Source organism: uncultured Thiodictyon sp. (genome assembly GCA_903837595.1).
Lineage (GTDB): Bacteria > Pseudomonadota > Gammaproteobacteria > Chromatiales > Chromatiaceae > Thiodictyon.
On the sequence record CAILVI010000381.1, the window covers coordinates 1 to 25,413 of the forward strand.

Here is a 25,413-nt window from a genome sequence, read left to right on the forward strand (position 1 = left end):
ACCCGGCGACGGCCCGGCGGGCGCGCTCGCCCCGGCACGGGCGCCGGCAGGGCCTCGGCCGCGGTCCGCCTGGGTCCGCCCCGCCGCCCGTCCACTGGGCGCGGCGCTGGGTGCGTCACAGCGCGGGGTGGGTCTGGCGGAGATCGTCCCGCCACGCTCTTGCCTTTGACGTTCCGACTTTCTGGGCAGGGAGTTACGGCCGACCCACCTGCTTGTGATAAGGAATTGCACTTATCCCGAGCAGCCCCCCAGCGACGATGCAACCGTGAGACTGCACGGAAAACAGGAGCACGAAGATCCGCTGTTCAGCGAATATTGAAATAATGCCGAATCTTCGGTAATATTTTAATATTCACTGTTCAGTGACGATCTCTTCGTCATGCTTATGTTCCACGCCAACGAGCGGCAGCTCGTCCAACAGCTACTGGTAGTGCTTCAGACGCTACCGGGTGTTCATGCCAACGTGGCCCCGTGCGAGCCAGCAGGTGCTGCGAACGACCGCGGCTACGATGCCGAGATTGACCTCAGCATCGCCGGCAAGTCTCTGACCCTGCTTGTCGAGACGAGGAAAACGGTCTATCCGCGTGATGTCCAGCAGGCGCTCTGGCGGATCAAGTCCCAGGCTAACCGCAGCGCGCGGCCAGACCTCGACAGCGTACCCGTGCTGGCCGCCGAGTCACTCTCGCCTGGGGCCAAGGATCTCCTCCGCACTGAGCAGGTGGGCTACTTCGACAGCGGCGGTAGCCTGTACCTGCCCGCACCGGGAGCCTACGTCTACATCGACAAGCCTCCACCCAAGGCTCAGGCCACGGTGATGCGCTCACTGTTCACTGGACGCCGCGCCTCGGCCATCCACACCCTGCTGATGCAGCGCGAACAATGGTTCGGCGTCAAGGAACTGGCCGAGCGGTCCCAGGTGTCGCCGGCCACCGCCTCCGAGATCCTGCGCGAGCTGGAGAAGTTCGACTGGATCGCCATCCGCGGACAGGGGCCGAACAAGGAACGGCACCTGCGCGACCCACGAGCCCTGCTCGACGCCTGGGCTGCCCAGGTCGCGGGAAGCCGACCGGCGATCCTGCGACGATACTTCGTGCCTGGCACAAAAGCCGAAGCGCTGGTAGATCGTGCGGCGCAGGCCTTTGAAGCCCATGGCGCGAGCTATGCCATCAGCAACGAAGCTGCGGCACAGCGTTATGCCCCATTCCTATCCAGTTTCGGACAGGTGCGATGTCGGGTGCTCGTAACGCCGGAGGCCACTGATGCGTTGGCGGACCTCGGCGCGCGTGTCGTCAACGAAGGGGCGAACTTCGCCATCATCGACGTTAAGTCGCCGGGCGATCTGCTCTTCCGGGAGCGCGTCGGAAATGCCTGGCTAGCAAGCCCCATCCACGTTTATCTCGACCTGCTAAAAGGAGAAGGACGAGCCAAGGAAATGGCGGAACACCTGCGCAATGAAAGGATCGGCTGCTGATGGCGAAACCCGCAACCCTGGATGGCTACAGCGATCAGTACACGCTCGACTGCGAGCGCGTGCTGGTCACTTTGCTGCGCGGGTTGGGCCCATGGAAGGACTCGGTCTGCTTGATCGGTGGGCTCACCCCACGCTACCTGGTGGCGGCACGTCCGCCGGCCGTGCCGCCGCACGCGGGCACGATGGACGTGGACATCGTGATCGACCTGCAGATCCTCGCCGACACGCAGGCGTATCAGACGCTCGAACAGAATTTCAAGAAGTTGGGCTTCGAGCGCGCCATCAACGACAGGCAGCAGACGCTTTCCTGGCGCTGGCAAACAAAGACCGAACACGGGGCGATCATGGTGCTCGAACTGCTGGCCGACGCGCCGGACATCGCCGGTGGCAGAGTGCAGGCCCTGCCGACCGAAGGCAGGATCTCGGCGCTGAACATCCCCCACTCGTCCATCGTCTTCGACCTAAACCAAGCCACGAAGATCCAGGCCGAGCTGCTGGGCGGCAACGGCATCGTGACCGAGTGGATCAGGCACGCCAACCTCGTCAGCTTCACATGTTTGAAAGCGTTCGCCTTCGATCAGCGTTACGAGCGCAAGGACGCGCATGACCTCATCTACTGCATTGAGCACGCGCCCGAAGGCACAGATGTCGCCGCCAAAGCATTCCGTAAGGAACTCGAAGGCAAGCACCGAGAAGTTGTCGACGCCGCGCTCGTGATCCTTCACAACCGATTCGCGAGCGACGAGAAGGCCGAGGGTTATCGCAAGGATGGTCCCGTGTCTGTCGCTAAGTTCGAGCTCGGCGAAGGTGATGACGCCGAACAACGCGAAGCAAGGGTACTGCGACAGCGCGAGGTGAGCGACCTGATCGAGCAACTGCTGGGGCGCGTGCACATTGCCGGGAGTACTTGATGACGTTTCCGGCAGGTCGACGCGACCATAAACGCCCCTCACTTAACATAAATGGTGTTCTGCTAGGAAAACGATTCAGATGAAAAAACCTCGCGCAAAGAAACCAAAGGCGCCATTGCTACCAATCGAGATCGCCTTGCCCGAGCGCGAGCTTTTGGAAGGGGGCGCGATGTTCGTTGTTCTACGAACACTCGATGATCTTGACTCATTCTGGAAAGAGCATCGGGAGGCTTTTAAATATGCCGCAGAGGGCACCCTTTGGGGGGAGTCACAGCATTACTTGAATGAGTATGAGTGGGTGTTCGGCCCGAGCAAGGAGGCTGTTGTGAAGGCGGTGTTTCGCTGGGATCAAGTGGGCATTAAGTGTGAGTGGTACGATTGGGCCGGCGATAATCCAGAAGAACATGCGTACTGGTTCGCCGACCGTGATGATTATCGAACATTGCAACAGACGAACAATACCTGGGGTGAGGCCGATGAGGCAGAATACCAGAAAGATTGCAAAAGCTACTCCCCGGAGACCTATCGCGGATGGTGGATATTAACAAACCTGCCAGACAATTGCAGAAACTCGGATTGGTTCAGTGGTTGGGATTTCCCGGAAATCATTGACCCACACATGTCCGTCGAGAGTGTTGCTCAGCGACTGCAACAGCACACCTTTGACGACTGGGAAGCAAGCGATTGTGGCGAGGTTGGGTTTTGCGACCAGCAGCGCCTTGATGAAAGAATTAGACACTGGCGAGACGAGCAACGGATGGGATACGACCATTATGGGAAAGAGAGCGAGCGAGACTAGAATGCACGTTTTACTGCCCCCCCATATTGATGCTCTGGTGAAGGCTCGGGTCGATGCTGGTGCTTACCAATCAGCAAGCGATGTGATTTGCGAGGCATTGCACCTCTTGGATGAGCGCGACCAGTTGCGCGACGGGCGGCGGGAGGTATCACTCGATGACGGATACCAAGCGATGGCCGCTGATCCGGTGCGTGAAGCTGAGGCCCAAGAGTGGTGTCGCCCTGGCGTCCAGACGCACGCCCGGCCACCGCTTTACCAGCAACTTGAGGCCCTACCCGAGTGGATGACCGCCGAACTCATCGACGGCCAGGTTCACACCGAGCCGCGCCCCGCGGCCTTGGTCCTGGGAACGGTTTCCGCCTTGTTGAATCGGTCACCCGACGAGCGCCGTGACTGGTGCGTCTTGCACTGGCCCGAGTTACACCTAATTCTTGACACTGAGGTTCTTGTTCCAGATCTGGCGGCTTGGCGCTGGGAGAGAATACGGTTCGTCCAAGAAGACCAGCGTTTTACGATAGTGCCGGATTGGGTCTGTGAAATCTTGTCCCCCGTCACCCGCAGCAAGGACCGCGAGATAAAGATGCCGATCTACGCACGGTTCGGGGTGGCCTACCTGTGGTTGGTCGATCCCTGGGCGCGGACGCTGGAAACCTACGCCCTTGATGCCGGCGTCTGGCGGGATATCGGGCGCTTCGGCGGGTCTGACGTGGTGGCCGTCGCGCCCTTCGAGGCAACGCCTATCGACCTGGCCGATGTTTGGATGCCAACGGCCGACGAGTGAATCGTGCGCGCCGAGTACAATTTTTCAGTGAGTCAGCCGGGAGCGATCATCAAGAGCAAGAATGTTTAGCGAATGTTGACGGCTCGTAGGCGTTTTACAGGCACAACATCATGACGAGAGAGTCCACACCGTGACGAAACTTTCTGATCTTCATTACCAGTGGCGGCATGATCCGGCATACCAATCCGCCTATGATGCGCTGGAAGAGGAATTTTCGCGCGCCGCCATTTTGAGTGGGTCCGGGCGGAACGGCAGCCAAGATTGTCCTTCAGCGCGTATACTGGCCTTGCGGCAGGCGCTCAATGATGGAGAGACCAGCGGCAGCGCCGAATACTCACTAAGCAGTTTGTTGGAAGAACTTGATGGTGATCATTCCGACGATAATCTGCTACAACAGGATCAGAGGTGTTCCAGTATGCAGGGGACAACACAATATGTGAACCTTGAAATTGTGGCTTCTTTGCCAGAAACTGAAATTTGGTTAGGTGATGCTGACGGCTTTTTTGTTCAAAAAGCGTTAGGTAAGCTGATAACGCGGCTGCTGTCTGGCGATTATGTAGTTGAATTTGGACTGGGCACTCCCGTTTATCCAATTCACCTCGATAAGGACAAAAGTACCACCCAAGCAGAATTGCAAGCTGGACCTGTCTGTGCGCGGCCGGTGTTTAGCTTACCGGAGTAACACCCTCTGCTGTTTGCTCTAATCTCCCGCCTGCCCCGAAACGTCGCGGGGCCAGCAACAGCCATTTTAGGTAGGTGCCGGTTGCTGCAAGGCGAGGTGCAACGTTTTTATTCTGGGCATGCGCAGGACCAGTTCTTCCTTACGGATGCCCTGTAGGCCAAGCCTCCAACTACGCGCTAACTCCCAGCGCAACGGCCAAGTGCTGGCGTCGGCGGCCACCGTCGATGATGCGAACTCCCCGCAACCGACCCAATCGAACCAGAACAAAACCGATTCACGCCGAGTCACTGATGGAGTATGCTGTCCCGGCGGCACCTTCCTTTTTTGGCGAGGCTGTGGGCGATCCGGCGGTAGTCTTCGCATGCGCACCACGCGCCGCAAGACCCGCATTCTCGATGATGACCTGCCCGCGATCACCAAGGCCTACGCCGAATTCCGCACCACGCACCCGGAGCCTGGCAAATGATCACGCGTCTCGAAGCGACCGGCTACCGCTGCTTTGAATGCCTAGCCATAGACCTGACCGATTTTCAGGTCATCGTCGGCGCCAACGGTGCGGGTAAGAACACGCTGCTCGACCCTGCCTGGTCGGGGAACTGCTCCGTCCGGACATGATCGCCTCCATCTTTTTGGTCAAGCGCGGCGACAAGCCGGGGTCTGCCGGATGCAGGCTCCGGCGCGAGTTATTCCCCTAGGCACCGCGCGCACGTTGGCCTCGGTTGGGCGGCAAGCTACCCACGCGCGAGCGCCGCTGCGGCTCCCGGTAACGCCCCGTTTGCCCGCTCACGCAGATTCTTGCCCGGCTTGAAGTGCGGGACATGCTTTCCGGCCAGGGCCACGGGGTCGCCGGTCTTGGGGTTGCGCCCGATCCGCGGCGGGCGGTAGTGCAGCGAAAAGCTGCCGAAGCCGCGGATCTCGATCCGTTCGCCGGCGCCGAGCGCGGCGCTCATACGCTCGACGATCTTATGTACCGTATCGTCTACGTCCTTGTAGTCGAGCCCCGCCTGCCCAGCGGCCAGCACGTCGGTCAACTCGCTTTTCGTCATGGATCGGTTTCCTCGTTGGCCGGTAAGCGCTTGCGGTTGCTTGATTGCTAAGTGGTTCGCTTCCCGCGCATCGCGTGGTATTGTACCTGCGATGGCCGCGGTGTGCAGACCCCAAGGCCCTAACGCGGTGCTAAACCCGTCACATCGGAACATTCCGCCGAGGTCTACCCCAGCGAGGGCGAGGCAAAAGTCAGAGAACGCTGAGAATCGTTGGGTTACGACCTTACATCGATTTCCTGTCCCGTTGTGCCCTAGACCCATTATTAGTGGGTTTGCTTATGTGGCGCCTGGTGACCTCTTCGCTCTTATTGGGCCATCCAGGTCAACTACGACGATACCATTAAACGCCCAAGGCGTGCTCGACAGGTTGCCCCCGTCAGTAACCTGTCAGGGCGCCTTCGCGCGCACAGTAGCGGCGACCGAAGCCGTTCAGGCCGTTTATCCTGGCGCACCGCGGTGTCCTCGCCTCGACGTCACTTGCAAGCCCCTTCGCGCCATGCCACCAAGGTCACCATCCATGCTGACAGAAATCAAGACACCCAGCGGGAGTCAATACGCGTTCACCTTCCCTTCTGAATCCGAGGCTGGCGAACTGGCGGGCAAACAATATCGTCTCGGATTTGGCATCTGCGACGATCCCGCGTGTCGATGTAGCGTGGTGTCTGTGGGCCTGTTGCCAGACGAGCCAGGGTCCGTGTCAAAATACACGGGAACGGACATCCCCTTGTTGGAAATGCGTGTTGACGTACTCAAGCAGAAACTGGATGCCGGGATTAAAAAGCGATCCGGTTCAGAGCAACACATCGGCGACACCTTTGTTCGTGCCTTGTCTGGACAGGATTGGCGGATATTGGCCGCAATTTTTTATTCCCGCAAACGCCAAATTACGGACGAGACTCCCGATGAAGAGATCGATGCGCCGTTTCCTGCGGATGACATTGAGCAACACTCCTCCATGGTGAGATTTCATGGCATCCTGCCTTACGCCGATTTCCAGATACTGGATATTGAAGATCGGCGCTTCCAGCTTGATGACCTCTATTGCGTTAAATCCGACTGTACTTGTACCGATGTCGCGGTGGGTTTGCTGGATCTCAGCGCTCCGCACGACGCGGCCGACCGCCCATTGGAAGCGCCGATGCCGGCGCTCTTTCTCAACTACCAGACGAAAACGTGGCGGATCGAAAACGTCGGTGACGAAGACCCGCAATTTTTGAACCGCGTCGCCGAAACGTTGACTGCCGATGCCTATGCGAAGTTATTTCAACGCCATCATGATCGGCTGAAATCGCTTTATCGAGGATACCAAGCCCGCCATCCCCGCCATGCGGCGGCGATCCCCACGCGTCAAACCGTCGGTCGCAATGATCGTTGTCCTTGCGGGAGTGGTAAGAAGTATAAGAAATGCTGTTTAAACGCTCCAATGAAGTCATGGCGGGCCTAAGTGCATAATTTCGATTATCGGCCATCACGCTATAGACGCAAATTAGCCCGCTTGTGCGTGGTATAAGATAATTGTAACGGCTATTGAAATATTCACATAATCTTTCCGAAGATTGTCAGGCCCTTATGTTTTCAGGTCGCTACAGCTATCGGCCATCGCACAGCCGTTATTTCCGCGGCGCTTGATGTCGTACATGGCCAGATCCGCCGCGCGCATCGGCGACCGTGGACAGAATCACGGCAAACTCGTCGTCTCCTAAGCGGTCTTCTGTGCGAGTCCGGGCCTAGATCCCCGGACCGTAGCCGATCTGACAAAACAGGTTCATACCGCTGTTGGTGGTGCTCCGCCAGGCACCTTGATGTCGCCCGCGGCGATACCGGCGGCGATCTGCTCCAACACCTTGGCGAAACGATACAGCCCAGGATAGGCGGCGCACAGGGCGGACAGTTCGTCCGGGTCGGCCCGGTCCATAAGCTGTTTGAACAGCGGCAGGTGGTCGGCCATCGCGACGAACAGCTCGATATCAGTGAGACCGCCCTGCGTTAGTGCCGTGACGTGGGCATCCAAGGCGGCGGCGAGCGCGCGTGGTCCCGAGTCGGCGGGCGGCCTGGAGTGCTGCGCCGACGCCGAGGTCAGCTCCAGCCGATCGGTCGTCAGGTCCAACGCGGCGGCCTGGTCCCGACAGACCCAGTTGAGCAGCCGACCGGGCGGGTTCGGCCGCGTGCGAAACTGCGCCAAGGTGTCGCGATACTGTGCCGGCGTCGTCGTGGAGCGGGCAATCCGACGGCTGTGGTCGCGCAAGCCGTGCAGGTCGTGCGCACCGACCTCGGCGCGAAACGCGCACACCTGCTGCTCAGGACCCATGGCCAGGATGAAGTACGGGTACAGCCGACATACGTGCAAAAATAGGACTTAGCTCGGGTTTGCCTTGGCCGGCATCTCCGTTGGTCGTCAGGCGCCGACTTTCGCGCTGGCCGGCGTGGCAGTCCGGTACCCAAGGAGGACCGGAGATGTCTCCGGTGGGATATCCGGTTCGCGCCGATCAGGATCCGTTACCGACCTGCATCGCGCGGAACGGCGATTTTCTGGGGGGGCGAAGAAAAATCGGAAGGCGGGCGCCGGCCGCATGGAGCGCGCCGGAGGCAGGGTGACTTAGGCCGCGATGGCAGCGGCTGGTGGCGTCCGATTGGGCGTCGCTACAAGAGGAGCAACGGCAACCCAAGTACGCAAGAAAGTTATGGATTAGCACGGCGATGACGTGCCCGGCATCTGCCACCTATTGGTCAGATCGGCAACGACGGATCGATCGGCTCGGGGACGGCATCCGCATCGACGATGTAGTCGCCGAAGCGCTTGATATGACCGGTGGGATAGGGACTCAATGTCGCCACATCGGCCCGATTGATCGCAAACCCCTCGTGCTTGAGCTGCCGCAGAATGCGGGTCTGATCCACCACATTGTGAAAGATCACCGCATTCGCCACCAAATCATTGTACTTGATCAGTTTTTCCTGCTCCTCTGGGTCGTTGTCGGCGATCACGCCTTCGCCATCAAAGAACAGCCATTTGGCGAACCCGTTGTAAGCCTCCACCTTATTGGTCGTCGCCGTGATCCGATCGCGCAGTTCCAAGTCTGAAAGATAGGTCAGCAGGAACGCCGTTCGCACGACGCGGCCTAACTCGCGAAACGCCTTATAGAGGCGATTCTTGCGGCTGTCGTGACCCAGCTTGCGCAAGAGCGTCACGGATGAAATTTTGCCGGCCTTGATGGATAACACCACCTGCAGCAGATCCTTCACGTGGGGCTCGATGAAGCCCCACGCGATGACATCGGTAAACAAGGCATCAAGGTGCTGGTACACGCAATCCTTGTGCGGGCGGAAGAACGCGAGATCATGCCAATTGCGGATGCGCGGCATCAGCTTGATGCCCAACAGGTACGCCAGCGCGAAGACGGGGGTCGACTGGCCCTGGGTATCGGCATGAACGGTATCCGGTTGGATGTCCGAGGTGTTCTTGAGTAGCCCTTCGAGGATGTAGACGGTCTCCCAGACCCCGCACGGAATGAAGTGACTGAACAGGGCCACATAGCTGTCGGCGACATGGTGATAGGCGATGCCGCCATAGCCCCCGTAGCGGATATGGTACTCCGCAAATAAGTTCTGGTCGTACATATCGTACTTGGTCCCATCGGCCGCGGCCGTGGTGCCCTCACCCCATAGTTTGGGTAAGTCGAAGGCCTGGTAGGCATTGATGATGTCGCGCAGTGCCGCGTTCAACTTGGTGGCGTCGACATGCCGCCGGTTGATGAAGGACAACATATGGGCCGTGGCCGCCCCGCGCAGATGGCGCGACGCTTGCGCGGGTCCCAGATTGCAGCCATAGGTGAAGGTGGTGAGAATATAGCGCGCGCCCGGGTTGTCGATCTTGGGATCGGCGCCTGACAGGGGGCCGAAATGTCGGTTCCAGCCGGTCCAATGCGCGACATTACAGAGCACATCAATGATATTGCGCTCGGGGAGTCGCTGCAAGAGGGCCGCTTCGAGTGCGCGGGCGGCGGCGCTGGGTTCGTGCGCCGGGCTGCGTTTGAGCACCGGTAACCCCGCGCCGTCCAATGCCAGCGCGCGGTTGTCGGGAACGCCCGCGTCCACCTCGGCCGCCAGGCGGGTGAGCCAGTCGCGCAGGTGTTGGACAAACGCCGGGGCTTCGTCGGGGAAGCCCAGTTGCTGGCAGTAGTCGGCCACGAGGGGCGCACACTCACTCCACGGCAGCAGTTGGTCGCGGTAATCGGCATAGGCTTCCGAGCCCGTAATCGCCACGTCGCCGGACTTCAGGTCGGCCGCCAGCGCCGAAAACACGCAGACTTCAAAGTGTCGACGGTGGAGGCGCTCGCCGTCGTCGGTTTTTACGCGCACTGTCCGTTGCCAGCGGGCATTCGTGAATGACCAATCGACCGCCTCCTCAATCCAGGCGCCCTTGCGATTTTCGTACTGCCGCAGGATCGCCAGCGCCTGCATCAATGACTGGTCCTCGCTGGTCGAGGTCAGCGTCAGCGCCTGTAGCAGGCGAAATAGCGTCGGGCGATGACTACGGTAGAACCGCCAGAGTAGCGGGAAATAGTTATCGCCGCGCAACGCGTTGATCGCCGTACAATCATCTTGCAGGGCTTGTGGCCCGCCCCGCGCGAGCAACAACGAACGAATCAGGCGGCCAGCCTCCGCGTCGAGCGGTTGATTCTCCAGCACCGCAATCACATCGGCCAAGGTCGCGACCAACTGCTCGGTCTTTTCGCGGAATTGGAGGCGCAAGCGCTCCAACTCATCTTTGCCGCGCTGGTGAATACGATTCATCCGCTTGATGAACATATCGGCCAAGTCGTCACGAATCCGCAGGCGGGCGCGCAGCAGCAGGCTCAAGATCAGGACGTAACGTTTCGCTGGGGTGAACGCCTTCAGCTCTGCCGCATCCAGGGCTTTGGCTTCGGCGGCGAAATGCTTGATCTTCGAACTCGGGATCGCCGCGAGATAGTGATCCGCGTCGAGTGTTGCGGACAGCGTCGCGAGCTGATCGAGCAACGCTTGCAGATGGGTCAAAGAGGAGCGCTTGGGTAACTGTTTGAGGGCAAAGAATGCACTTTTCCGCTGCGGGTTATCGCCGATTTCCAATAAGGCGTCGAGGGTGGCGCACTCGGTCGCGGAGAGTCGATTCGTCACCGCGGCGAACAAGCGGCGATTGACCAGCGTGCGCAGGCGTCGAGCCAGGCGGTCGAGGGTACTGAACGCGGGCAGTTCGATGCACTGACGGACCAGATCTTCGATCGCGACATTGATCAAGTCGGCCGGATTGTCCATGACCTCGGCCGCCTGCGTGATTGCCTGGATGGCGGCGTGCCGCCCGGCGGCTCCCCATCCCGAGACGCCGAGGCGTTCGCGGATCGCCCGATGATGGCGATAGAGGGTGCGCCCCTCACCATAGACTGGGCACACGTCAGCGCCCACGCCACTGACCATGCGCACATGCTGTACAATGGCGGCTGGGATGTCTGCCACCACGGGGAAGTAGCCCAGTCGTTGGAATGACTTTAGCAAGAGCAGCAGCCCGAGCCGGGGCTGCGCTTTGCGTGCCACCTCCTGAGCAAACTGCAATTCGTCCGCGGTGGGCGTATAGATCGTAGCGAGCTCGCGCGCCGTGGGGTGGCGTTTAAAGCGAGGATACGCCGTGCGTTCGATGGAGGCCATACGACGGGTCAGTGCCGCGCGGCGGCCTGGCGCTGGATCGGCCGCGCGTTGCGGCCGCGCCGGGCAGGCGTGACCTCACCCAGCCCGCGACCGCCCCGGAACTCACCGGTGGTCAGCGGCCACCTCCGCCTCGCCGGTGGTTTGCGCATGCCGTCGATCATCCTCGGCATGCAGGTAAATCGCCGTTGTTTCCAGCGAGGCATGGCGCAGGTTCTTTTGAATGTAACGCAGGTCCGTGCCGGCATCGGCCTGGTGGGTTGCCGCGGTATGGCGCAGCCAATGGGGGGAGGCGCGACGCAGCGTGGCGGCCCCCAGCGGGTCGCTCGCCTCCAGGGCGTGCGCGGCCTGTCGAAACACGTCTTTGACCACCCCATAGAGGGCCGTCGGCGTCAGCGACCGCGCGCTGTTTCCGGTCACGGACAGGACCAGCGGGCAGGACTCCTGGGCGCTCGGCAAGGCCGGTCGACCATGAAACTGTCGGTAACGTGCCAGCTCCGCCATCAGCGCTTCACTGATGGGTACGTCGCCGGGTACGCCCCCTTTGCCCACGACGTGGAGCCACCACTTGCCGCGCCGCTGCATCAGATCGCCCATCGTCGCCTGGGCGGCCTCGGAGACCCGCAGGGCGGCGCCATACAGCAAGCGAAAGAGCCAGCGTACCCGCTCGTAGTGTTGCTGCTCGCGCCGGGTGGTCTGGGGCAGGGTCTCGATGAACGCGAGTACCCCGTGCCACAGGGCCTGATCGAGGTAACGCTCCACGCCTGCACGCCGCGCCGCGGTGGCGCCGCGGCGCGGTCGCCGTAGCGCGAGCGGATTCCCGGCCAGATAGCCGGCGGCGACCAGGTAATCGAACAGGCCCGAGAGGATACCCAGGGTCTGTCGCACGCTGTTGGGCGCGAGCGGACCGGCGAACAAACGCCGCTCCCGGCCGCGCCGGGGGCGGGCGGGAGCGGTCCAATCCGTCGCCGGATTCGCCAGAAACGCCTCATAGGCGAGCAGATCCTCGCGGTTGAGACTCGACAGCGGGATCCCCCGGACCCGGGTCGACCACAGCCACAGCCGCACGACTTCCTTGCGATAACTGCGCAGGGTATGCGGTGAGTCGGTGTATTCGCTCAGCCACAGCCGCAGCGCGTCCAGGTCGTTATCCGCCGCGGTCTGACGGACCCCGTCGCGGGCGCGGTTCGTGCCCTGATGGCCATCCAGCGACAGCGCGACGACATCAGTCGGCGGACGTTCGAGCAACGGGCCCAGGTCGGTCATGAGGCAAGGGGTCTCGGCAGCGGTGGCGGCGCGATTAGGCAGGATACACCACAAATATTTTCGATGATGGGTGTTATCGTAAATTTCTGCAAGATATCATTATGCATATCATGTTATACGATCATATACTAATCGTAACGAGTCCCGCTTGCGGCGGCTCGACCGCGTTTCACTCCGGAGATCCTGATGAGCCGCATAAGCGACACCCGCGTGCGTACCCGAGAAGCCGCGACGCACCTGGTGGCGGCCGGACGGCGCCCCCACGCGCTCACCGTCGACCTGATCTATGCCGAGATCAAGCAGGGCAGCCGCACCACCATCAACGACGAGTTAAAGCTCTGGAAAGATGAGCAGGCGAAAGTCGATGCCCTCAACGCCGCACTGCCGCCGGTGGTGGCCAACGCCATGCTGGCGGTCTGGGCGGTGGCCGTGGAGCAGGGGGAGAATGCGTTCACACAGCGCCAGGAAGAAGTCGAAGGTGAGCTGACCCAGGCACTGGAATGCGTTCAGGATCTTGAAACCCGCCTGGCAGCGGCGCACGAGGACGCTGCCACATTGCGCACCCAGCTGGAAGCCCGCCAGGCGAACATTGACGCCTTGCGCGCCGATGCCGCCATGGTGCGGACCGCGGCCGACACCGCGCAGGCGCGCGCCCAGGCATTGGAAGACCAGTTGGAATCCGTGCGGCGCGAGGCCGAACACCGCCTGGCGGAGACCAAGACCGAGCAGCAGCAACGGGTCGCGGCGCTTCAGGCCGCCATGACGGCCCAAGAACAGGCGTTCCGTGACGAACTTGATAAGGCCACCACGCGCCTGGAAGGCGTGCAGCAGCATGTGCTGCGGCAAGTGACCGACGCCCGCGAGGCCACCGCGCGCGCCGAAGCGCGGCTGGCCAAGGCCCAGCAGACCACCGACGAACGCACCGCCGAGGTGCAGCAACTGCGCACGCGGCTGGCGGATCAATCCCAGCAGTATGACCGTGCGCAAAGCGACTTGGCCAGACTCTCCCAGGCGGCGGACCAGTGGCGGGCCGAGCGCGAATCGCTGATCCAGCAGTTGGCCCGGTTGACCGGCACGCGCGATGCGCAGGCGGCCCAGATCGACGCGCTGGAACGGCGTGCGGTCGGCGCCGAAACACGGCTTGAGGCGGCACTGAAACGGCCGGTGGCGATCAAGACAGCGGCCAAAGCGGATCAGATGGAGCGCTCTTGATCGCTAAGTCCTATTTTTACACGTATGTCGGCTGTACCCGTTCACCACCCTCGTTGGCGATTACCCGCGTCATTCACCAGCTATAGGCGGGTTTAGGAAGCCATCGACAGCCTATCCCCGCTACCGGATAACCTTGGCCGCTACCGCTCTTCGGCCAGGCCGCCCGCACGTCGCCTGCGGGCGTGGCTGTCTGCGGGAAGGGATTGTTGAGAATCCTTCTCAATTGGGTGCCGCGGCCACCCGAATTCAAACACGAAACGAGGAAATCGCCTGCGCGTCAGGCCCGTTTGGTTCCGACCTCGCCCCGCGGGCCCCCCGAAAAACACCGCAGCGCAAATGTCTTCAAGTCTTGAGGGCTTCCAATTTTGCCTGATCGAATAGGGTCGCGCCGGCCTGCTGCAAGCGCGGCGGATCGGCACAGGCCAGTGCCGCGGTCTTCGGCCGTGCCCTGAGTTTATGAGAAGTTACAAAAAGCATAAGTAACATCATAAAGAAAGTGGTTACATTAGGAGAAATTATCAATGATAATGGGCCTCAATATTTACAATAGTTTACAATTTCGCAACAAACAATGAGCCGCAAGCTGGTGCGAGACAATATCTTAGTGCCTTTGGAGGAAGACCTCGGGCAACCCGGGATGGAGCCGATTTTCTGGCAGGGCGCCAACCATGAGCTGCTGGCCCCAGACTGGTATCCCAGAGCACCCATGATCGAGCATCTGACATACAGTGTGGCGCGGACCCCGGCAGACCTAACCTCTCACACGAGACGTGTTCTCTTGTGCCTAAGTCAGCAGGACCCGGCTCCCCTATTCGGGAGCCTCGCCGATCTGTTTATCGCGTTGGGTGACCGAGGGGGCGCATTGCGGCAACGTCTCTTCAACCTTGCACGTCCTTGGCTCTCCGACCCACAGGCGCGCCCGCTTGCCGCCTGGCTCGACCGAGGAGATGTCGACGACCGGACCACTCCGGACGATACCCACATGGTGTTGGCGGCGCGTCCCCGCGGCCGACCCCTGACCCTGACCGATTGAGTGCTCAGTGCATCGCTTCGACCAGGACCTGTATCTCGGTGTCACGCCCGCCGGTGCCTACCATGCCGCCGCCGCCCAGGAGCCGACACCGATGCGGCGGCTCCTGCTGAAGTTGCTCAAGGAGCGCAGCACCCCGCGCGTCGGGGATGTGCCGTGGACCGACTGGCTGGGGGAAGCGCCGCCCGAGCCAGCGGTCGAACTGATCGCGCGGATGGAGACCCTCGGTTGGCTGTGGGGCCTGGAGGCGCCCGAGCAATGCCCGTCGGATTCGCTCGAGCCACTCTTACCGCAGCTGCTGCCATCTTTGAGCAGCCTGCGTCAGGCACTGCTGGCGGACCATCACGGTCTGCAGATCGGCTATGCGGGATTCGACGAGGCCCAGGTCCAAGGCCTCGCCGCGGTCAGCGCCGATGCCGTGGCGCTAGCCTTCCGCTGCCGCCGACTGCTGGGCGGACTGGAGCGGGCTGGGCCCGGTGCCTGGGGCATGATCGATGCGGCTGGTCACAGCCAGATCGGCGTCTGGCCCTTGTTCCTGGGCACCGAATGGTTCGCGCTGATCCTGGGCGGACGACCGCGCTTCAACCATCCCGATTTCCTACGCCTGGTCTGGAGACTGTCCCTAATGGTGGATGGGACACCGGACCCGGCCCCGTCGTTCCGTAAGACCAAACAGAGTGAAGAATAATGCGTGACGATATGCTCAAGTCGATTCTGAACGAGCTCAACGGTTCATCCGCCGACATCGAGGCCTCTGCGATCGTTTCCAGCGACGGGCTGATGATGGCGTCACTCCTGCCCGCGGGCTTGGAGGAGGACCGCATCGGCGCTATGACGGCGGCGATGCTGGCCCTGGGCAGCCGCACCGCCGACGAGTTGGCGCGCGGACACCTGGAGCAGGTGCTCATCAAGGGTGCGAGCGGCTATGTCCTGCTGACCAATGCCGGGAGTGACGCGGTGCTGGCGGTGATTGCCAAGGCCAACGCGAAGCTGGGATTGATCTTCCTCGATGTGAAGCGCGCAGCGGAAAACGTTGCCAAGATCATTTGATAATTGGGGGAAGCCGTCATGGGTGCCTTTTTTCTGCTGCGACTCAACGACCATATTCAGTACCTGAACCGGATCAAGGCTACCTTGAACGGCACGGGTGATTTCCGTGGCAGCGGTCATCACGACTGTAAGCTGGGCAAATGGATGGACAGCGCCGGACCGGCCGAGGCAAGCGAGGTCGGCCCGGCGGCCAAGGCCGTGTTCGACTCGCTGGCCGAACCCCACCGGCAATTCCACGAGGCCAGCGCCAAGGCGTTGGAGCTTTCGCTGGCCGGGAATGCCGGCGCGGCGGAGACGGAAGTCACCGCCATGCATACGCTCTCCGCCCTGTTGGTCGATCGGCTACTCGAGCTCGACCGGCTGTCGGCGGCAGCCAAATGATCGGGCGGGCCGCAGCGATGTCCGGGCATGATCCAACGATCGCTGGACCGCCCTTGCGGGTGGCGGTGTTGGGCATGGACGCTCGTCAGATCAAGGCCCTGGAGATGGCGTTCCACGGACCCTGCCGCGCTGCGTGCGTACTGGCCGAGGAGCCGCAAGCTCAGGCGTGCATTGTGGATATGGATGGTTACCAGGCCCGCACCATCTTGCGCGAGCTGCGCAGCCGCGACCCGCAGCGGCCTTTGATACTGTTGTCGCTCGCGTCCTTGAGTGAGACAGTGGTCGGGGCGGATCTGGTCGTGGCAAAGCCCATCCGTCTGGATGACCTGGTCGTGCGCCTCGTCACGCTGCGCGAGCGGGTCCGCCAGGCCGCCGATCTCGCCCGAGCGGCCCCGGCCAAGATTGCGGTCTCCAGACGCATCGACGATTGGGGGCGTCCGGCCGTGGCGGGGGACCCTCAGGCCCGCAGTCGCGCCGCGCGGCTCTTGGACAAGGGGCAGGCGAACGCCTTGATTGGCACTGCCCCGGATATTGATCTGAACGATCCGGGCCAGTTGGCCAATGCCTATTATGATCCCGGCCGCTTCCTGCAAAGCCTAGTGATTGCGGCCCGGGATTCGGCGCAGGTGCGCGGACAGGGGGTCCGCATCCAGGGGCCCTGGCCTGAGATCGTGCTGGATCCGGCCCGGGGGCTTGCCCGGATCGCCGACGCGGATCAACATCTGCGCCCTTACGGCCTCCAACCCGCGGTACTGCACCAGGCCCGATTGGAGTACATCAAAGGGCCGACCTTGCAGCCGGGCCAATCGGGCATAGTCGCACTGGACTCATTGATCTGGAAGCTCGCCCTCTGGGCCTCCCGGGGCCGGCTGCCGCTGGACACGCCGGTGGACGTACCGGTGCAGTTGCACCGTTGGCCCAACTTCACCCGGCTGGCGTTGGCACCGGGCGCCATGAGCATTGCCGCACTCTGGACGCACGAGCCCCAGAGCCTCATCCATACTGCCGAGGCCCTGAAGCTTCCGCAGCGATCTGTGTTCGCCTTCTACAGCGCTGCCGCCGCGCTGGGTCTTGCGCAATGCAAGGGGGGCACCGCGCGGACTTCGGCTGCGTCCGAGCGCACCCACCCTCTCGATCCTGTGGCCAGCGAGCGACGCGGGCTCCTAGGTCGCATCGCGAGACGATTGCAAGTCTTCTTCTAAGGAGTAGTCGCCATGGCCCACCACAAGATCGTTTTTTCCGGTCCCGTCGGGGCAGGTAAGACCGCCGCCATCGCGGCGGTGAGCGACACGCCGCCAATCAGCACCGAGGCCAGGGCGAGCGACAGCATCCGCGAGATCAAGGCGGCGACCACCGTCGCCATGGATTACGGTCTGCTGCGTCTCGACGGCGGTGAACAGATCCATCTCTACGGCACTCCGGGCCAGGAGCGCTTCAACTTCATGTGGCAAATCCTGAGCGAGGGTGCCTTGGGTCTGGTGCTGCTGGTGGCCAACCATCGGCCGCAACCGCTCGCCGATCTGCGCTGCTACCTCGATGCCTTTCGCCCCTTCATCGACCAGGCGCGGCTCGCGGTGGGGGTGACCTACATGGACCAAAGTGCCGAGCCCCGCTTGGAGGACTACCATCGCACCCTCGCTGAGGCGGGGATTAAGGCCCCGGTCTTCGAGGTCGATGCTCGCGAGCGCCGGGACGTGGCGCTGCTCGTCCAGGCGCTGCTATTGTCGCTCGATCCCGGGGTGGGGGGAGACCTTGCAATCTGACCTTCGGCCCGCTTCTGTGGCTACCCTTGCCGACGGCCGCCGGGGCGCTGGAGTTGACCATTTCTTGGGCGCGGGACTAGGCCCGAAGGGCCACCTTCGCAGGCGGCGGGATGGGGGTGGCGCGCAACTAATGGCCGTTACGGGCCGGCGGGTAGTGGATGGTCTAGGTGGGATAGGCCATGTTGGTCTGAGGGGGTCGCTTTGCCGACTTGCCAGCCGCACCTCGGATTTCGGTGAGCGATGTAGGGGCAGCACGACTGAGTGGACAGGGCAGGGCCGGGTAAACTTCCCCGGCTTCGAGGTCGGGTTGCGGCGGGTAGCTCCAGATCAGGTTCCGCGGCCCGGAGGCTTCTCCACAATCGCTGTGATCGCATCTGTGAATAAGATGTGGCTAAGGGTTTTTTCGCGCTTTCCGGACAAGCGATTACCCTGATCGAATAATAATTGGCCAGCCGAGCATCCAGCTTGGAAAGTGCTCGTTCCTATGATGGGCGTTCAACATTTTCGGGCCTTGATGAGACCTGGCTATCGCGCAGCGCAGCGGGGGTATGGTGGTCCGTGCCCGTTGCATCACTGTCCTCATGGCGGCAATGGCGCTTGAGACAATTGAGAATGTACATGAGTAAAGCCCCGCCGACCACCACGAAGGTCAGGGCGCTCGCCCCCGCCCGAGGGCCGACCTCCGGGATCGAGAGCCCCAACGTCAACCAGGTCAGGAAGGCGCCGATCGTCGCAATCACGAACACCATGAGGAAGGGCACAGGGGAGTTATGGCATTTGGAACAGAGTTTCATGCGGGACTTGCTCGGCTTGGGTTGGTCGGCCTGGATCGCTGGCAGGTCTTTAAAGCAATGTTTAAAATTGCATCATACCGTAATATTGCCGCACAAAAGACGCAGTGCCGCAACCAGTATATCGACTATGGATTATCGGCAAGACAGGAGAATCCCTACTTCAGCTCTTTCCCTACTTTACATAATGATGGTTGGGCCAACGACACGACACAGCACACACGCATCGCAGCACCGAGATGCGCCCATCTGCTTTATAAATCGGTTAGTTACGTCTTAGCGTAGTTTCGTTGCTTGTCATACTTTGCCACTAGGCGCTTGCCGGAACCGCCACATCCACGGCTGACTGTTTGCTGACAGTCCCGTTCAGGTCCGATCTAACCGTCCTGCCTTACGCTGTTGTCCAAGGTCGCAATCACGCGTGACCTGGTAACGCCAACACAGCGTCAGGATCACCAGACCATGTACACCTACCCCGTCCACTGCCGTGACGCGCATACCGCCTCGAAGGCCCGGCCCTCGCGGCCCTCTATGCCCGACTCTCGCCACAGTGTCGTGCAAGACTTGGTAGTCGCCCAAGTGCTCGCCCGCGCCATGAACGACAACCCGTTGCAACGTTATCGCGGCGTCTGATTAATAACGCTCGCCCGATATCTGTTTTCGGCTCCAGTGGACATCAGCCCCCTTTTCTTGCGTGTCCTCCTACCCAGGACACTGGCTCCCTCCCACCGGTCTTGGGTCTTTTTGCGTGCGTTCAGTGGAGAAGGCCTTGGGACGTTCAGCTTCCCAGATTGCCCTTGGCTCAGTGTTTTCACCCAACAATGCCTCGCCAGACGGGTCTCCGACATCGACCTTCTGCGCGACGATCCTCACTCCTGGGCAGAACGCCGAAACGCCCCGCAAACCGTATTGGGCTGGCAATTAACCGTCGCCAACGCACACTTGCACGCATCAAGCTAAAGCGCCACCCGAAATTAGGGTGGAATGAAGAACTAGATCTCCGGATTGCACATCCAGGGCGGGGAGACCGGACCGAGCGGATCTCCACTCGGGGCTCATCCAATATCGGGGTATAGGTTGCCTGACGCGCCCCATACCGATAGGAGCTGCCGGTCATCAGATGCTTCAATGCAGTCAGAGCAAGAGTGATATCCAATGAAGTTTCAACGCGTCATCGTTCCAAGACCCACGGCCATGGTGCTTGGGCTTGCGGTCATGTGGTCCGGCGCGGGCCAGGCCGCAACCTGCACCCTCTCGCCCACGACCCCGACTATCAAGCCCGGTCAGAGTGTCACTTGGAGTTACCATGCCACCGGGTTCAGGAATACCCCCAGTCGCAACTGGACCTTTCAGGGCGGCAATCCAAGCTCGTCCACCAGCGCCAGCCGGGCGGTGAGCTATGCCAAGGCAGGCACCTTCAGCACCAGCCTGCGGCTTAATGACGGCGACACGGTCGCCAAGTGCACCACGACCCTCACCGTGGGGACGGCGGCAGACACGCAGGCCCCGAGCAGCCCTACCACCCTCTCCGCCGTGGCCATCGGCACCGGGCAGATCAACCTGACCTGGGCCGCCGCCACCGACAATGTGGCCGTGACCGGTTACCGGGTGGAACGGTGCGCCGGTGCCTCCTGTACCAATTTCGCACAGATCGCCACACCGGTGACGACCACCTACAGCGACACCGGCCTCGCCGCCGACACCTACAGGTACCGGGTTCGCGCTGTTGACGCTGCCGGCAACCTGGGTGGCTACTCACCGACTGCGAACGCAACCATCGGCACCGCGGACACGGTGGCCCCGACGGCGTCGATCAGCACCACGGCCGCGAGTCCTTTGACACCTCCGCAAACGGTCACCCTCACGGTCAACGCCAGCGATAACCTCGGCGTGACCCGGGTGGAGTTCTACGACGGGAGCACGCTGAAAGCGACCGATACCGCCGCGCCCTACAGCTACGCCTGGTCAGTCACCAGCGCGGACGCCGGCACCCATGTCTGGACGGCCAAGGCATATGATGCCGCCGGTAATGTCGGCAGCTCCAACCTGCTGAGCCTGGTGGTCATGGGCGCGGTATCCAACGTCTCCATCAACTCCACGAGCACCGACTCCAGCGGCCCCAACAGCACCGTGGTACCGAGCCAGGCCCAGGTGATCGATGCCAACTATCACATCCTGGCGATCAACGATCTGGGGATGCACTGCGGCGATCTGGACACGCGCATCGCCAGCATCCTCCCGCCCTTCCAGGTGATGCTCGGGCAGGTCATCCAGAAAGGCACCGCCAGCAAGCCGGTGCTCAACCCGGCCGGGGTGACCCTGGCCTATTCCGCAGTCGCTAACCCGACGGACCCGATCTTGACCCAGACCACGCTGGCCGGACTCAAGTCCGATGGCAGCAGCTATAAGACCAACTTCTGGGAGGGGATCAAGAACGGCGCCTATGACGCCTTCTACCCCGGCGGCCTGGGGCTCACCCCGCTGGCCACCGGCGGCTTCCCGACGACGGCCGACCGCGGTCTGCCGGTCGCCAACGTGGAGAACCTCTATATCGGACCCGATGGCATCGTCGACAGCCCAGCCGGGCAGCCGGGCAGCCATGATGGTTTCCTGTCGGCCGTTCAGCATGCCATGCCGGGGGTGGATGCACCCTATGTGGCCAACACCCCGCAGGCGGTCGAAGAGCATTACCAGAACAAGCCCTTCTTCGTGAACTTCCCCTTCGGCTATGTAGCCCAGGGCGTCAACTGGCATGAGGGTGCGGGCATCCCGGTGTCCGCCTTCGACGACTTCGGGCGCGAGAACCCCTTCCCGCTGGTGCGGGTCCAGGCCAAGAACGCCGCCGGCACCGTCCTGACCACCACCGACACCGTGCTGCCGATCTCAGGGGAGACGAGTTGCTCCAACTGTCACGCCGATCCCACGGACGTGCAGGGCAGCCGCAGCAGCACCCCCACCGATACCCTGCTCAATGCCGGGCTGCCGGTGGCCACCCAGCGGGACGACCCGGATACCACCTTGCCGGCCCGGGTCAGCATTGAATATGCGACCGACATCAATGTGCTGCGTCTGCATGACCTGAAGCACGGGGCGGCCTATGTGAGCCCGACCGGAGGTGCCGATACCTGTACCATCACCGCCGCGGCGCCCAATGGCAGCCCGAGCTGTCTGATCAACAAGGCCCTGGTCCAGAAAAAACCCGTGGTGTGCCAGGTCTGTCACTACACCCCGGCGCTGGACCTGGCCCAGGTCGGACCCCAGTCCGGTGCCCCGGGGACCCCCGCGAACGGGCGCAACCAGGTCGCTCATAAGACCAATTCAAACGTGATGCACGGACACCACGGGTCCCTGCCCGGCAACCTGTTTGAGGTCATGCCGGCCCCGGTCCAGGACGCCAACGGGGTCATCACCAACCAGGCCACGCGCCTCACGGCGTTGGAGAACAGTTGCTATCAGTGTCACCCCGGCAAGAACACCAAGTGCCTGCGCGGGGCCATGTTCAACGGCGGCATGCTGTGCTCGGACTGCCATGGCAGCATGACCCAGATCGGCAATGACTTCTCCCGCAATGTCTCCACGACCAACCCGGGCGCCTTCATCCTGGCCAAGGACTTCTATACCAACCCGGCCACTCCGCGCGTGCCGTGGGCCAATGAGCCCGGCTGCGGTTCCTGCCACACCGGCGATGCCGCTGCCAACCTGACCGTGACCGCTGGGGTCTTGGTCAACACCAAGGATAGCGCAGGCAACAAAGACGGTCTGCGCCTGCGGCAGGCCTTCAAGACCGGCGACGCCAAGGCCACGCCCATCGTGCCCGTCAACAAGCGCTTTGCCGAGCCGGTAGTCCCCGTGGCCTTCAATGGCTTCACCAACCCGGCCGCGGGCAATCCCCGGCTGTATCGGATGAGCACGGGTCATGGTGGGGTGATGTGCGAGGGCTGTCATGGGGCGACCCACGCGGAGTGGCCCAACGGCATCGCCGGGGCCAACGACAACCTGACGGCGAAGCAACTCCAAGGCCATACCGGCACCATCAGCGAGTGCACCACCTGCCATACCACCACCGCCCTGGCCGCCAACACCCTGGATGGTCCGCACGGGATGCACCTGGTGAACGACAGCCGCTTCTGGTCCTCGGCCCACAAGAGCCTGGCCCAGACCGAGAACGCCAAGCCTGGCGGCGGCTCCTGCGGCGCCTGCCACGGCGCCGATCACCTGGGTACCGTGCTCTCGCGCGCCCCGGTGACTCGCACCTGGCTGGTTGAGAACAGCAACCGGACGGTGGCTGCCGGCCAGATGGTCGCTTGCGACACCTGCCACAGCCTGAACACAAGCTTCGGCAAATAGCCCGGAACATCCCCGGCAAATTGGCCCCGCGCCCGCGGCGGGGCTCCTTCTTCTTTGCAGCGGGCGGATCGTCACGGCGCGCCCGCCATACCAACGGTTCCACATCAATGCTTTGTCATCGGGAGGATAAGGCGCGTCCCACCGAGTCTCCTGTCTGCGCTGATTCTCGATATTGACCACTTCAAGTCCGTCAACACCCTCATCCGCCGCATGCCAGCCGACAGGCTGCCGGAGACCCATTGCACTGCGACGCTCATCGCAAAGGAGTATCCGCTATGGGAGGGGCAGCGGACTATGCGGCCTGGTTCATGACACGTCGTGGTCACAGGGAATAACCCGACCCTGACGCCGCACAGCAACGGCTTGCTCGGGTCGTTCGTCAGTCCAGCGCCTTGCCGATTCGAATCACCCCCTGCACCAAGATGTCGAAATCCTCGCGGCGGCTGCGATGATTCGTAATCGCCACATGCAGATACTTATTACCACGGATGCTAACCACCGAGGGGGCGGCAATTCCCCGTTCTTGGAGTTCGATCTCGATCTGCTTATTCAGCCGGTCGAGGGTGACGGCGTCGCAGCCGGGGCGGGTGTAGCGAAAGCAGACGACGTTGAGCGAGACCGGTAAGGCCAACTCCAGTTCGGCAGCGTTCTCGACGAGGTGCGCCAGGTAATGCGCTTGATCGATATTTTGCTGGATCAATCGCCCGTACTTTGCGCTCCCGTGCTCCTTGATGGTCATCCATGCCTTGAGCGCCGCGAAGCCGCGAGAGAGCTCGAGCCCGTAATCGGAGAGCCAGGGTACATCGACGCCGGTCAGGCCGTGCTGTCCTTCGCCGTGGGCGAGATAGGTCGGACTTAGCGAGAACGCCTGTCGGTGCGCCTCGGCGTTCGCTACGAGGATACAGCCGATCGGATACGGGAGATACATCCATTTATGCAGATCGAACGCCAGGGAATCGGCGCGTTCCAACCCCGCGACGAGGTGCTTTGATTGGGGCGCGATGGCCGCCCACGCCCCGAACGCGCCATCGACGTGCAGCCACAATCCCTCTTGGGCGCAGAGGTCTGCAAGTGCCGGTAGGTCATCAATGGCGCCGGTGTTGGTCGTCCCGGCAACGCCGATGACGCAGATCGGCAGCTGCCCCTGAGCGCGGTCGGTCGCGATCTGCGCTTGGAGGGCGCCGACATCGATCTGCAGCGCCGCATTCGTCGGCACACGGCGTAACGACTCGCTCCCGAAACCGAGCAGTTCGACCGCTTTCTGGATCGAGGAGTGCGCTTCCTCCGAGCAGTAGAGGGTCAGCGGTCGCGGGGCGCTTTGCATACCCTGGCTGCGCACGTCGAAGCCGGCCTTCGCATGCCGCGCGACCGCCAAGCCGATCAGGTTGGACGCCGAACCGCCGCTGGTCAGGAGACCGCTTGCCGACGCCGGGTAGCCGAGCAGGTCCTTGCACCAGTCAAGCACCTGCAGTTCGACATAATTGTTGCTGCAATAAGAGAAGGAGCCGCTCACGGCATCGCTCGCGGCAGCCAGCAGCTCGGCGAAGATCGCCATGACGGTTCCGGATCCGGCGACCCACCCCCAGAAACGGGGGTGGTTACAGCCGAGCTGATGCGGGAGGATGTAATCGACGTACTCCCGATACACCTGCTCGGCTGGCGTGGGGTCCAGCGGGGGCGGTCCAGCAAAGTGCGCTTTGATCTCCTGTGGGGCATGCTGCCAGACTGGACGCTCGCGGAGCGTCTCCACGTACGCCAGCGCGTCGTCCACGATGCGATGACCCAACGCGCGCGTTGCCGCCCAGTCTGCCGGGTCGAGGGTTTCTTCCGGCGGCGAATCACTCTGTTCGCTCATGTTGCTGCTCCTGATTGGGATGTCATCTATATCATAGGGGTAAGAGACCGTCGGACGATGTCGGCGGGCACGCGGGTAAACGAAGAGTGCGCTGAACCGCCGCGGACCGGTCGGCCCCTTGGCCAGCGCTCCGCTCGCTCACGCGGCGCCGACAGGCGGATGCGCGGCAAACCTGGGCTCAGACAGGATAGCGCCAGAACGGTTATCGGGCGAATACCTCAACCTGCTTACTTCTACTTTGTCACATTCATAGCCTTCAGCCCGTTTGCTCACGGCGTTGCTTTTCAAAGGCGTAGTCGATGGCCGCCTGTCGTTTGGCGTGGCGCACCTGCATCTGGCGAATGACCTC

Annotated in this window: 21 protein-coding genes; 15 read left to right on the forward strand and 6 right to left on the reverse strand. The window is 62.2% G+C overall.

Annotated elements, in window-relative coordinates; all coding sequences use genetic code 11:
* The first annotated feature begins 379 nt into the window (after positions 1-379).
* The 6 genes from QZY44_RS22490 to QZY44_RS22515 all read left to right on the forward strand — a co-directional run bounded on the left by QZY44_RS22490 (position 380) and on the right by QZY44_RS22515 (position 5,259).
* Entirely contained in the window at positions 380-1,471 is a 1,092-nt protein-coding gene (locus QZY44_RS22490) for a hypothetical protein (RefSeq protein WP_295383998.1), read from the forward strand.
* Positions 1,471-2,382: an antitoxin gene (locus QZY44_RS22495; RefSeq protein WP_295383999.1), complete on the forward strand. Its 912-nt coding sequence runs from the start codon at positions 1,471-1,473 to the stop codon at positions 2,380-2,382. Before QZY44_RS22490 ends, QZY44_RS22495 begins: the two co-directional genes overlap by 1 nt.
* A gap of 79 nt (positions 2,383-2,461) precedes the next feature.
* A complete protein-coding gene (locus QZY44_RS22500; protein WP_295384000.1) occupies positions 2,462-3,181 on the forward strand; it encodes a hypothetical protein in 720 nt (239 codons plus the stop codon).
* Positions 3,105-3,962 (forward strand): Uma2 family endonuclease, encoded by an 858-nt coding sequence (locus QZY44_RS22505; protein WP_295452803.1) that lies wholly within the window; start codon positions 3,105-3,107, stop codon positions 3,960-3,962. The genes QZY44_RS22500 and QZY44_RS22505 overlap by 77 nt, the downstream gene beginning before the upstream one ends.
* A gap of 130 nt (positions 3,963-4,092) precedes the next feature.
* Positions 4,093-4,644, forward strand: coding sequence for a hypothetical protein (locus QZY44_RS22510; protein ID WP_295452808.1), 552 nt, complete (start codon positions 4,093-4,095; stop codon positions 4,642-4,644).
* A 462-nt stretch (positions 4,645-5,106) separates the two neighbouring features.
* Positions 5,107-5,259, forward strand: coding sequence for a hypothetical protein (locus tag QZY44_RS22515; protein WP_295452811.1), 153 nt, complete (start codon positions 5,107-5,109; stop codon positions 5,257-5,259).
* Positions 5,260-5,375: 116 nt separating this feature from the next.
* Here the strand turns inward: QZY44_RS22515 and QZY44_RS22520 are convergent, their stop codons facing one another.
* Entirely contained in the window at positions 5,376-5,690 is a 315-nt protein-coding gene (locus tag QZY44_RS22520; protein WP_295384004.1) for an integration host factor subunit beta, read from the reverse strand.
* 517 nt (positions 5,691-6,207) lie between these two features.
* Between QZY44_RS22520 and QZY44_RS22525 the strand changes: the two genes are divergently transcribed.
* The gene (locus QZY44_RS22525) at positions 6,208-7,134 is read left to right on the forward strand and encodes an SEC-C metal-binding domain-containing protein (protein WP_295452816.1); all 927 of its coding nucleotides are present in this window, start codon (positions 6,208-6,210) and stop codon (positions 7,132-7,134) included.
* A 321-nt stretch (positions 7,135-7,455) separates the two neighbouring features.
* Here the strand turns inward: QZY44_RS22525 and QZY44_RS22530 are convergent, their stop codons facing one another.
* The 3 genes from QZY44_RS22530 to QZY44_RS22540 all read right to left on the reverse strand — a co-directional run bounded on the left by QZY44_RS22530 (position 7,456) and on the right by QZY44_RS22540 (position 12,635).
* A complete protein-coding gene (locus QZY44_RS22530; protein ID WP_295452821.1) occupies positions 7,456-7,980 on the reverse strand; it encodes a hypothetical protein in 525 nt (174 codons plus the stop codon).
* A 437-nt stretch (positions 7,981-8,417) separates the two neighbouring features.
* The gene (locus QZY44_RS22535) at positions 8,418-11,372 is read right to left on the reverse strand and encodes a Tn3 family transposase (protein ID WP_295452823.1); all 2,955 of its coding nucleotides are present in this window, start codon (positions 11,370-11,372) and stop codon (positions 8,418-8,420) included.
* 102 nt (positions 11,373-11,474) lie between these two features.
* On the reverse strand, positions 11,475-12,635 hold the full coding sequence (locus QZY44_RS22540) for a site-specific integrase (RefSeq protein ID WP_295452827.1): 1,161 nt from the start codon (positions 12,633-12,635) through the stop codon (positions 11,475-11,477).
* Positions 12,636-12,821: 186 nt separating this feature from the next.
* Between QZY44_RS22540 and QZY44_RS22545 the strand changes: the two genes are divergently transcribed.
* The 6 genes from QZY44_RS22545 to QZY44_RS22570 all read left to right on the forward strand — a co-directional run bounded on the left by QZY44_RS22545 (position 12,822) and on the right by QZY44_RS22570 (position 18,071).
* Positions 12,822-13,847: a DNA-binding protein gene (locus QZY44_RS22545; RefSeq protein WP_295452833.1), complete on the forward strand. Its 1,026-nt coding sequence runs from the start codon at positions 12,822-12,824 to the stop codon at positions 13,845-13,847.
* A gap of 1,040 nt (positions 13,848-14,887) precedes the next feature.
* Positions 14,888-15,565 carry a hypothetical protein gene (locus QZY44_RS22550; protein ID WP_295452836.1) on the forward strand — a complete coding sequence of 226 codons (678 nt, stop codon included), beginning with the start codon at positions 14,888-14,890 and terminating at the stop codon, positions 15,563-15,565.
* Positions 15,565-15,927: a roadblock/LC7 domain-containing protein gene (locus QZY44_RS22555; RefSeq protein ID WP_295452839.1), complete on the forward strand. Its 363-nt coding sequence runs from the start codon at positions 15,565-15,567 to the stop codon at positions 15,925-15,927. Before QZY44_RS22550 ends, QZY44_RS22555 begins: the two co-directional genes overlap by 1 nt.
* An 18-nt stretch (positions 15,928-15,945) precedes the next feature.
* Positions 15,946-16,308, forward strand: coding sequence for a CZB domain-containing protein (locus QZY44_RS22560; RefSeq protein ID WP_295452844.1), 363 nt, complete (start codon positions 15,946-15,948; stop codon positions 16,306-16,308).
* 74 nt (positions 16,309-16,382) lie between these two features.
* Entirely contained in the window at positions 16,383-17,510 is a 1,128-nt protein-coding gene (locus tag QZY44_RS22565) for a hypothetical protein (RefSeq protein WP_295452847.1), read from the forward strand.
* 12 nt (positions 17,511-17,522) lie between these two features.
* On the forward strand, positions 17,523-18,071 hold the full coding sequence (locus tag QZY44_RS22570) for an ATP/GTP-binding protein (protein ID WP_295452852.1): 549 nt from the start codon (positions 17,523-17,525) through the stop codon (positions 18,069-18,071).
* A 482-nt stretch (positions 18,072-18,553) separates the two neighbouring features.
* Here QZY44_RS22570 and QZY44_RS22575 read toward each other — a convergent pair whose 3' ends face one another.
* Positions 18,554-18,865 (reverse strand): hypothetical protein, encoded by a 312-nt coding sequence (locus tag QZY44_RS22575; protein ID WP_295452855.1) that lies wholly within the window; start codon positions 18,863-18,865, stop codon positions 18,554-18,556.
* Positions 18,866-19,324: 459 nt separating this feature from the next.
* On the opposite strand from QZY44_RS22575, the gene QZY44_RS22580 reads away from it, so the two are divergent.
* Both QZY44_RS22580 and QZY44_RS22585 read left to right on the forward strand, forming a co-directional pair.
* Positions 19,325-19,495, forward strand: a complete 171-nt coding sequence (locus tag QZY44_RS22580) for a hypothetical protein (RefSeq protein ID WP_295452858.1) — start codon at positions 19,325-19,327, stop codon at positions 19,493-19,495.
* 522 nt (positions 19,496-20,017) lie between these two features.
* On the forward strand, positions 20,018-23,209 hold the full coding sequence (locus tag QZY44_RS22585; protein WP_295452861.1) for an Ig-like domain-containing protein: 3,192 nt from the start codon (positions 20,018-20,020) through the stop codon (positions 23,207-23,209).
* 379 nt (positions 23,210-23,588) lie between these two features.
* Here the strand turns inward: QZY44_RS22585 and QZY44_RS22590 are convergent, their stop codons facing one another.
* Entirely contained in the window at positions 23,589-25,064 is a 1,476-nt protein-coding gene (locus QZY44_RS22590; RefSeq protein ID WP_295452866.1) for a pyridoxal-dependent decarboxylase, read from the reverse strand.
* Positions 25,065-25,413 lie beyond the last annotated feature (349 nt).

Coding starts and splice junctions, on each gene's coding strand:
- QZY44_RS22490 (WP_295383998.1), top strand. CDS start 380: ATGCTTATGTTCCACGCCAACGAGCGGCAGCTCGTCCAACAGCTACTG.
- QZY44_RS22495 (WP_295383999.1), top strand. CDS start 1,471: ATGGCGAAACCCGCAACCCTGGATGGCTACAGCGATCAGTACACGCTC.
- QZY44_RS22500 (WP_295384000.1), top strand. CDS start 2,462: ATGAAAAAACCTCGCGCAAAGAAACCAAAGGCGCCATTGCTACCAATC.
- QZY44_RS22505 (WP_295452803.1), top strand. CDS start 3,105: ATGAAAGAATTAGACACTGGCGAGACGAGCAACGGATGGGATACGACC.
- QZY44_RS22515 (WP_295452811.1), top strand. CDS start 5,107: ATGATCACGCGTCTCGAAGCGACCGGCTACCGCTGCTTTGAATGCCTA.
- QZY44_RS22520 (WP_295384004.1), bottom strand. CDS start 5,690: ATGACGAAAAGCGAGTTGACCGACGTGCTGGCCGCTGGGCAGGCGGGG.
- QZY44_RS22525 (WP_295452816.1), top strand. CDS start 6,208: ATGCTGACAGAAATCAAGACACCCAGCGGGAGTCAATACGCGTTCACC.
- QZY44_RS22535 (WP_295452823.1), bottom strand. CDS start 11,372: ATGGCCTCCATCGAACGCACGGCGTATCCTCGCTTTAAACGCCACCCC.
- QZY44_RS22540 (WP_295452827.1), bottom strand. CDS start 12,635: ATGACCGACCTGGGCCCGTTGCTCGAACGTCCGCCGACTGATGTCGTC.
- QZY44_RS22545 (WP_295452833.1), top strand. CDS start 12,822: ATGAGCCGCATAAGCGACACCCGCGTGCGTACCCGAGAAGCCGCGACG.
- QZY44_RS22555 (WP_295452839.1), top strand. CDS start 15,565: ATGCGTGACGATATGCTCAAGTCGATTCTGAACGAGCTCAACGGTTCA.
- QZY44_RS22560 (WP_295452844.1), top strand. CDS start 15,946: ATGGGTGCCTTTTTTCTGCTGCGACTCAACGACCATATTCAGTACCTG.
- QZY44_RS22565 (WP_295452847.1), top strand. CDS start 16,383: ATGGACGCTCGTCAGATCAAGGCCCTGGAGATGGCGTTCCACGGACCC.
- QZY44_RS22570 (WP_295452852.1), top strand. CDS start 17,523: ATGGCCCACCACAAGATCGTTTTTTCCGGTCCCGTCGGGGCAGGTAAG.
- QZY44_RS22575 (WP_295452855.1), bottom strand. CDS start 18,865: ATGAAACTCTGTTCCAAATGCCATAACTCCCCTGTGCCCTTCCTCATG.
- QZY44_RS22580 (WP_295452858.1), top strand. CDS start 19,325: ATGTACACCTACCCCGTCCACTGCCGTGACGCGCATACCGCCTCGAAG.
- QZY44_RS22585 (WP_295452861.1), top strand. CDS start 20,018: ATGAAGTTTCAACGCGTCATCGTTCCAAGACCCACGGCCATGGTGCTT.
- QZY44_RS22590 (WP_295452866.1), bottom strand. CDS start 25,064: ATGAGCGAACAGAGTGATTCGCCGCCGGAAGAAACCCTCGACCCGGCA.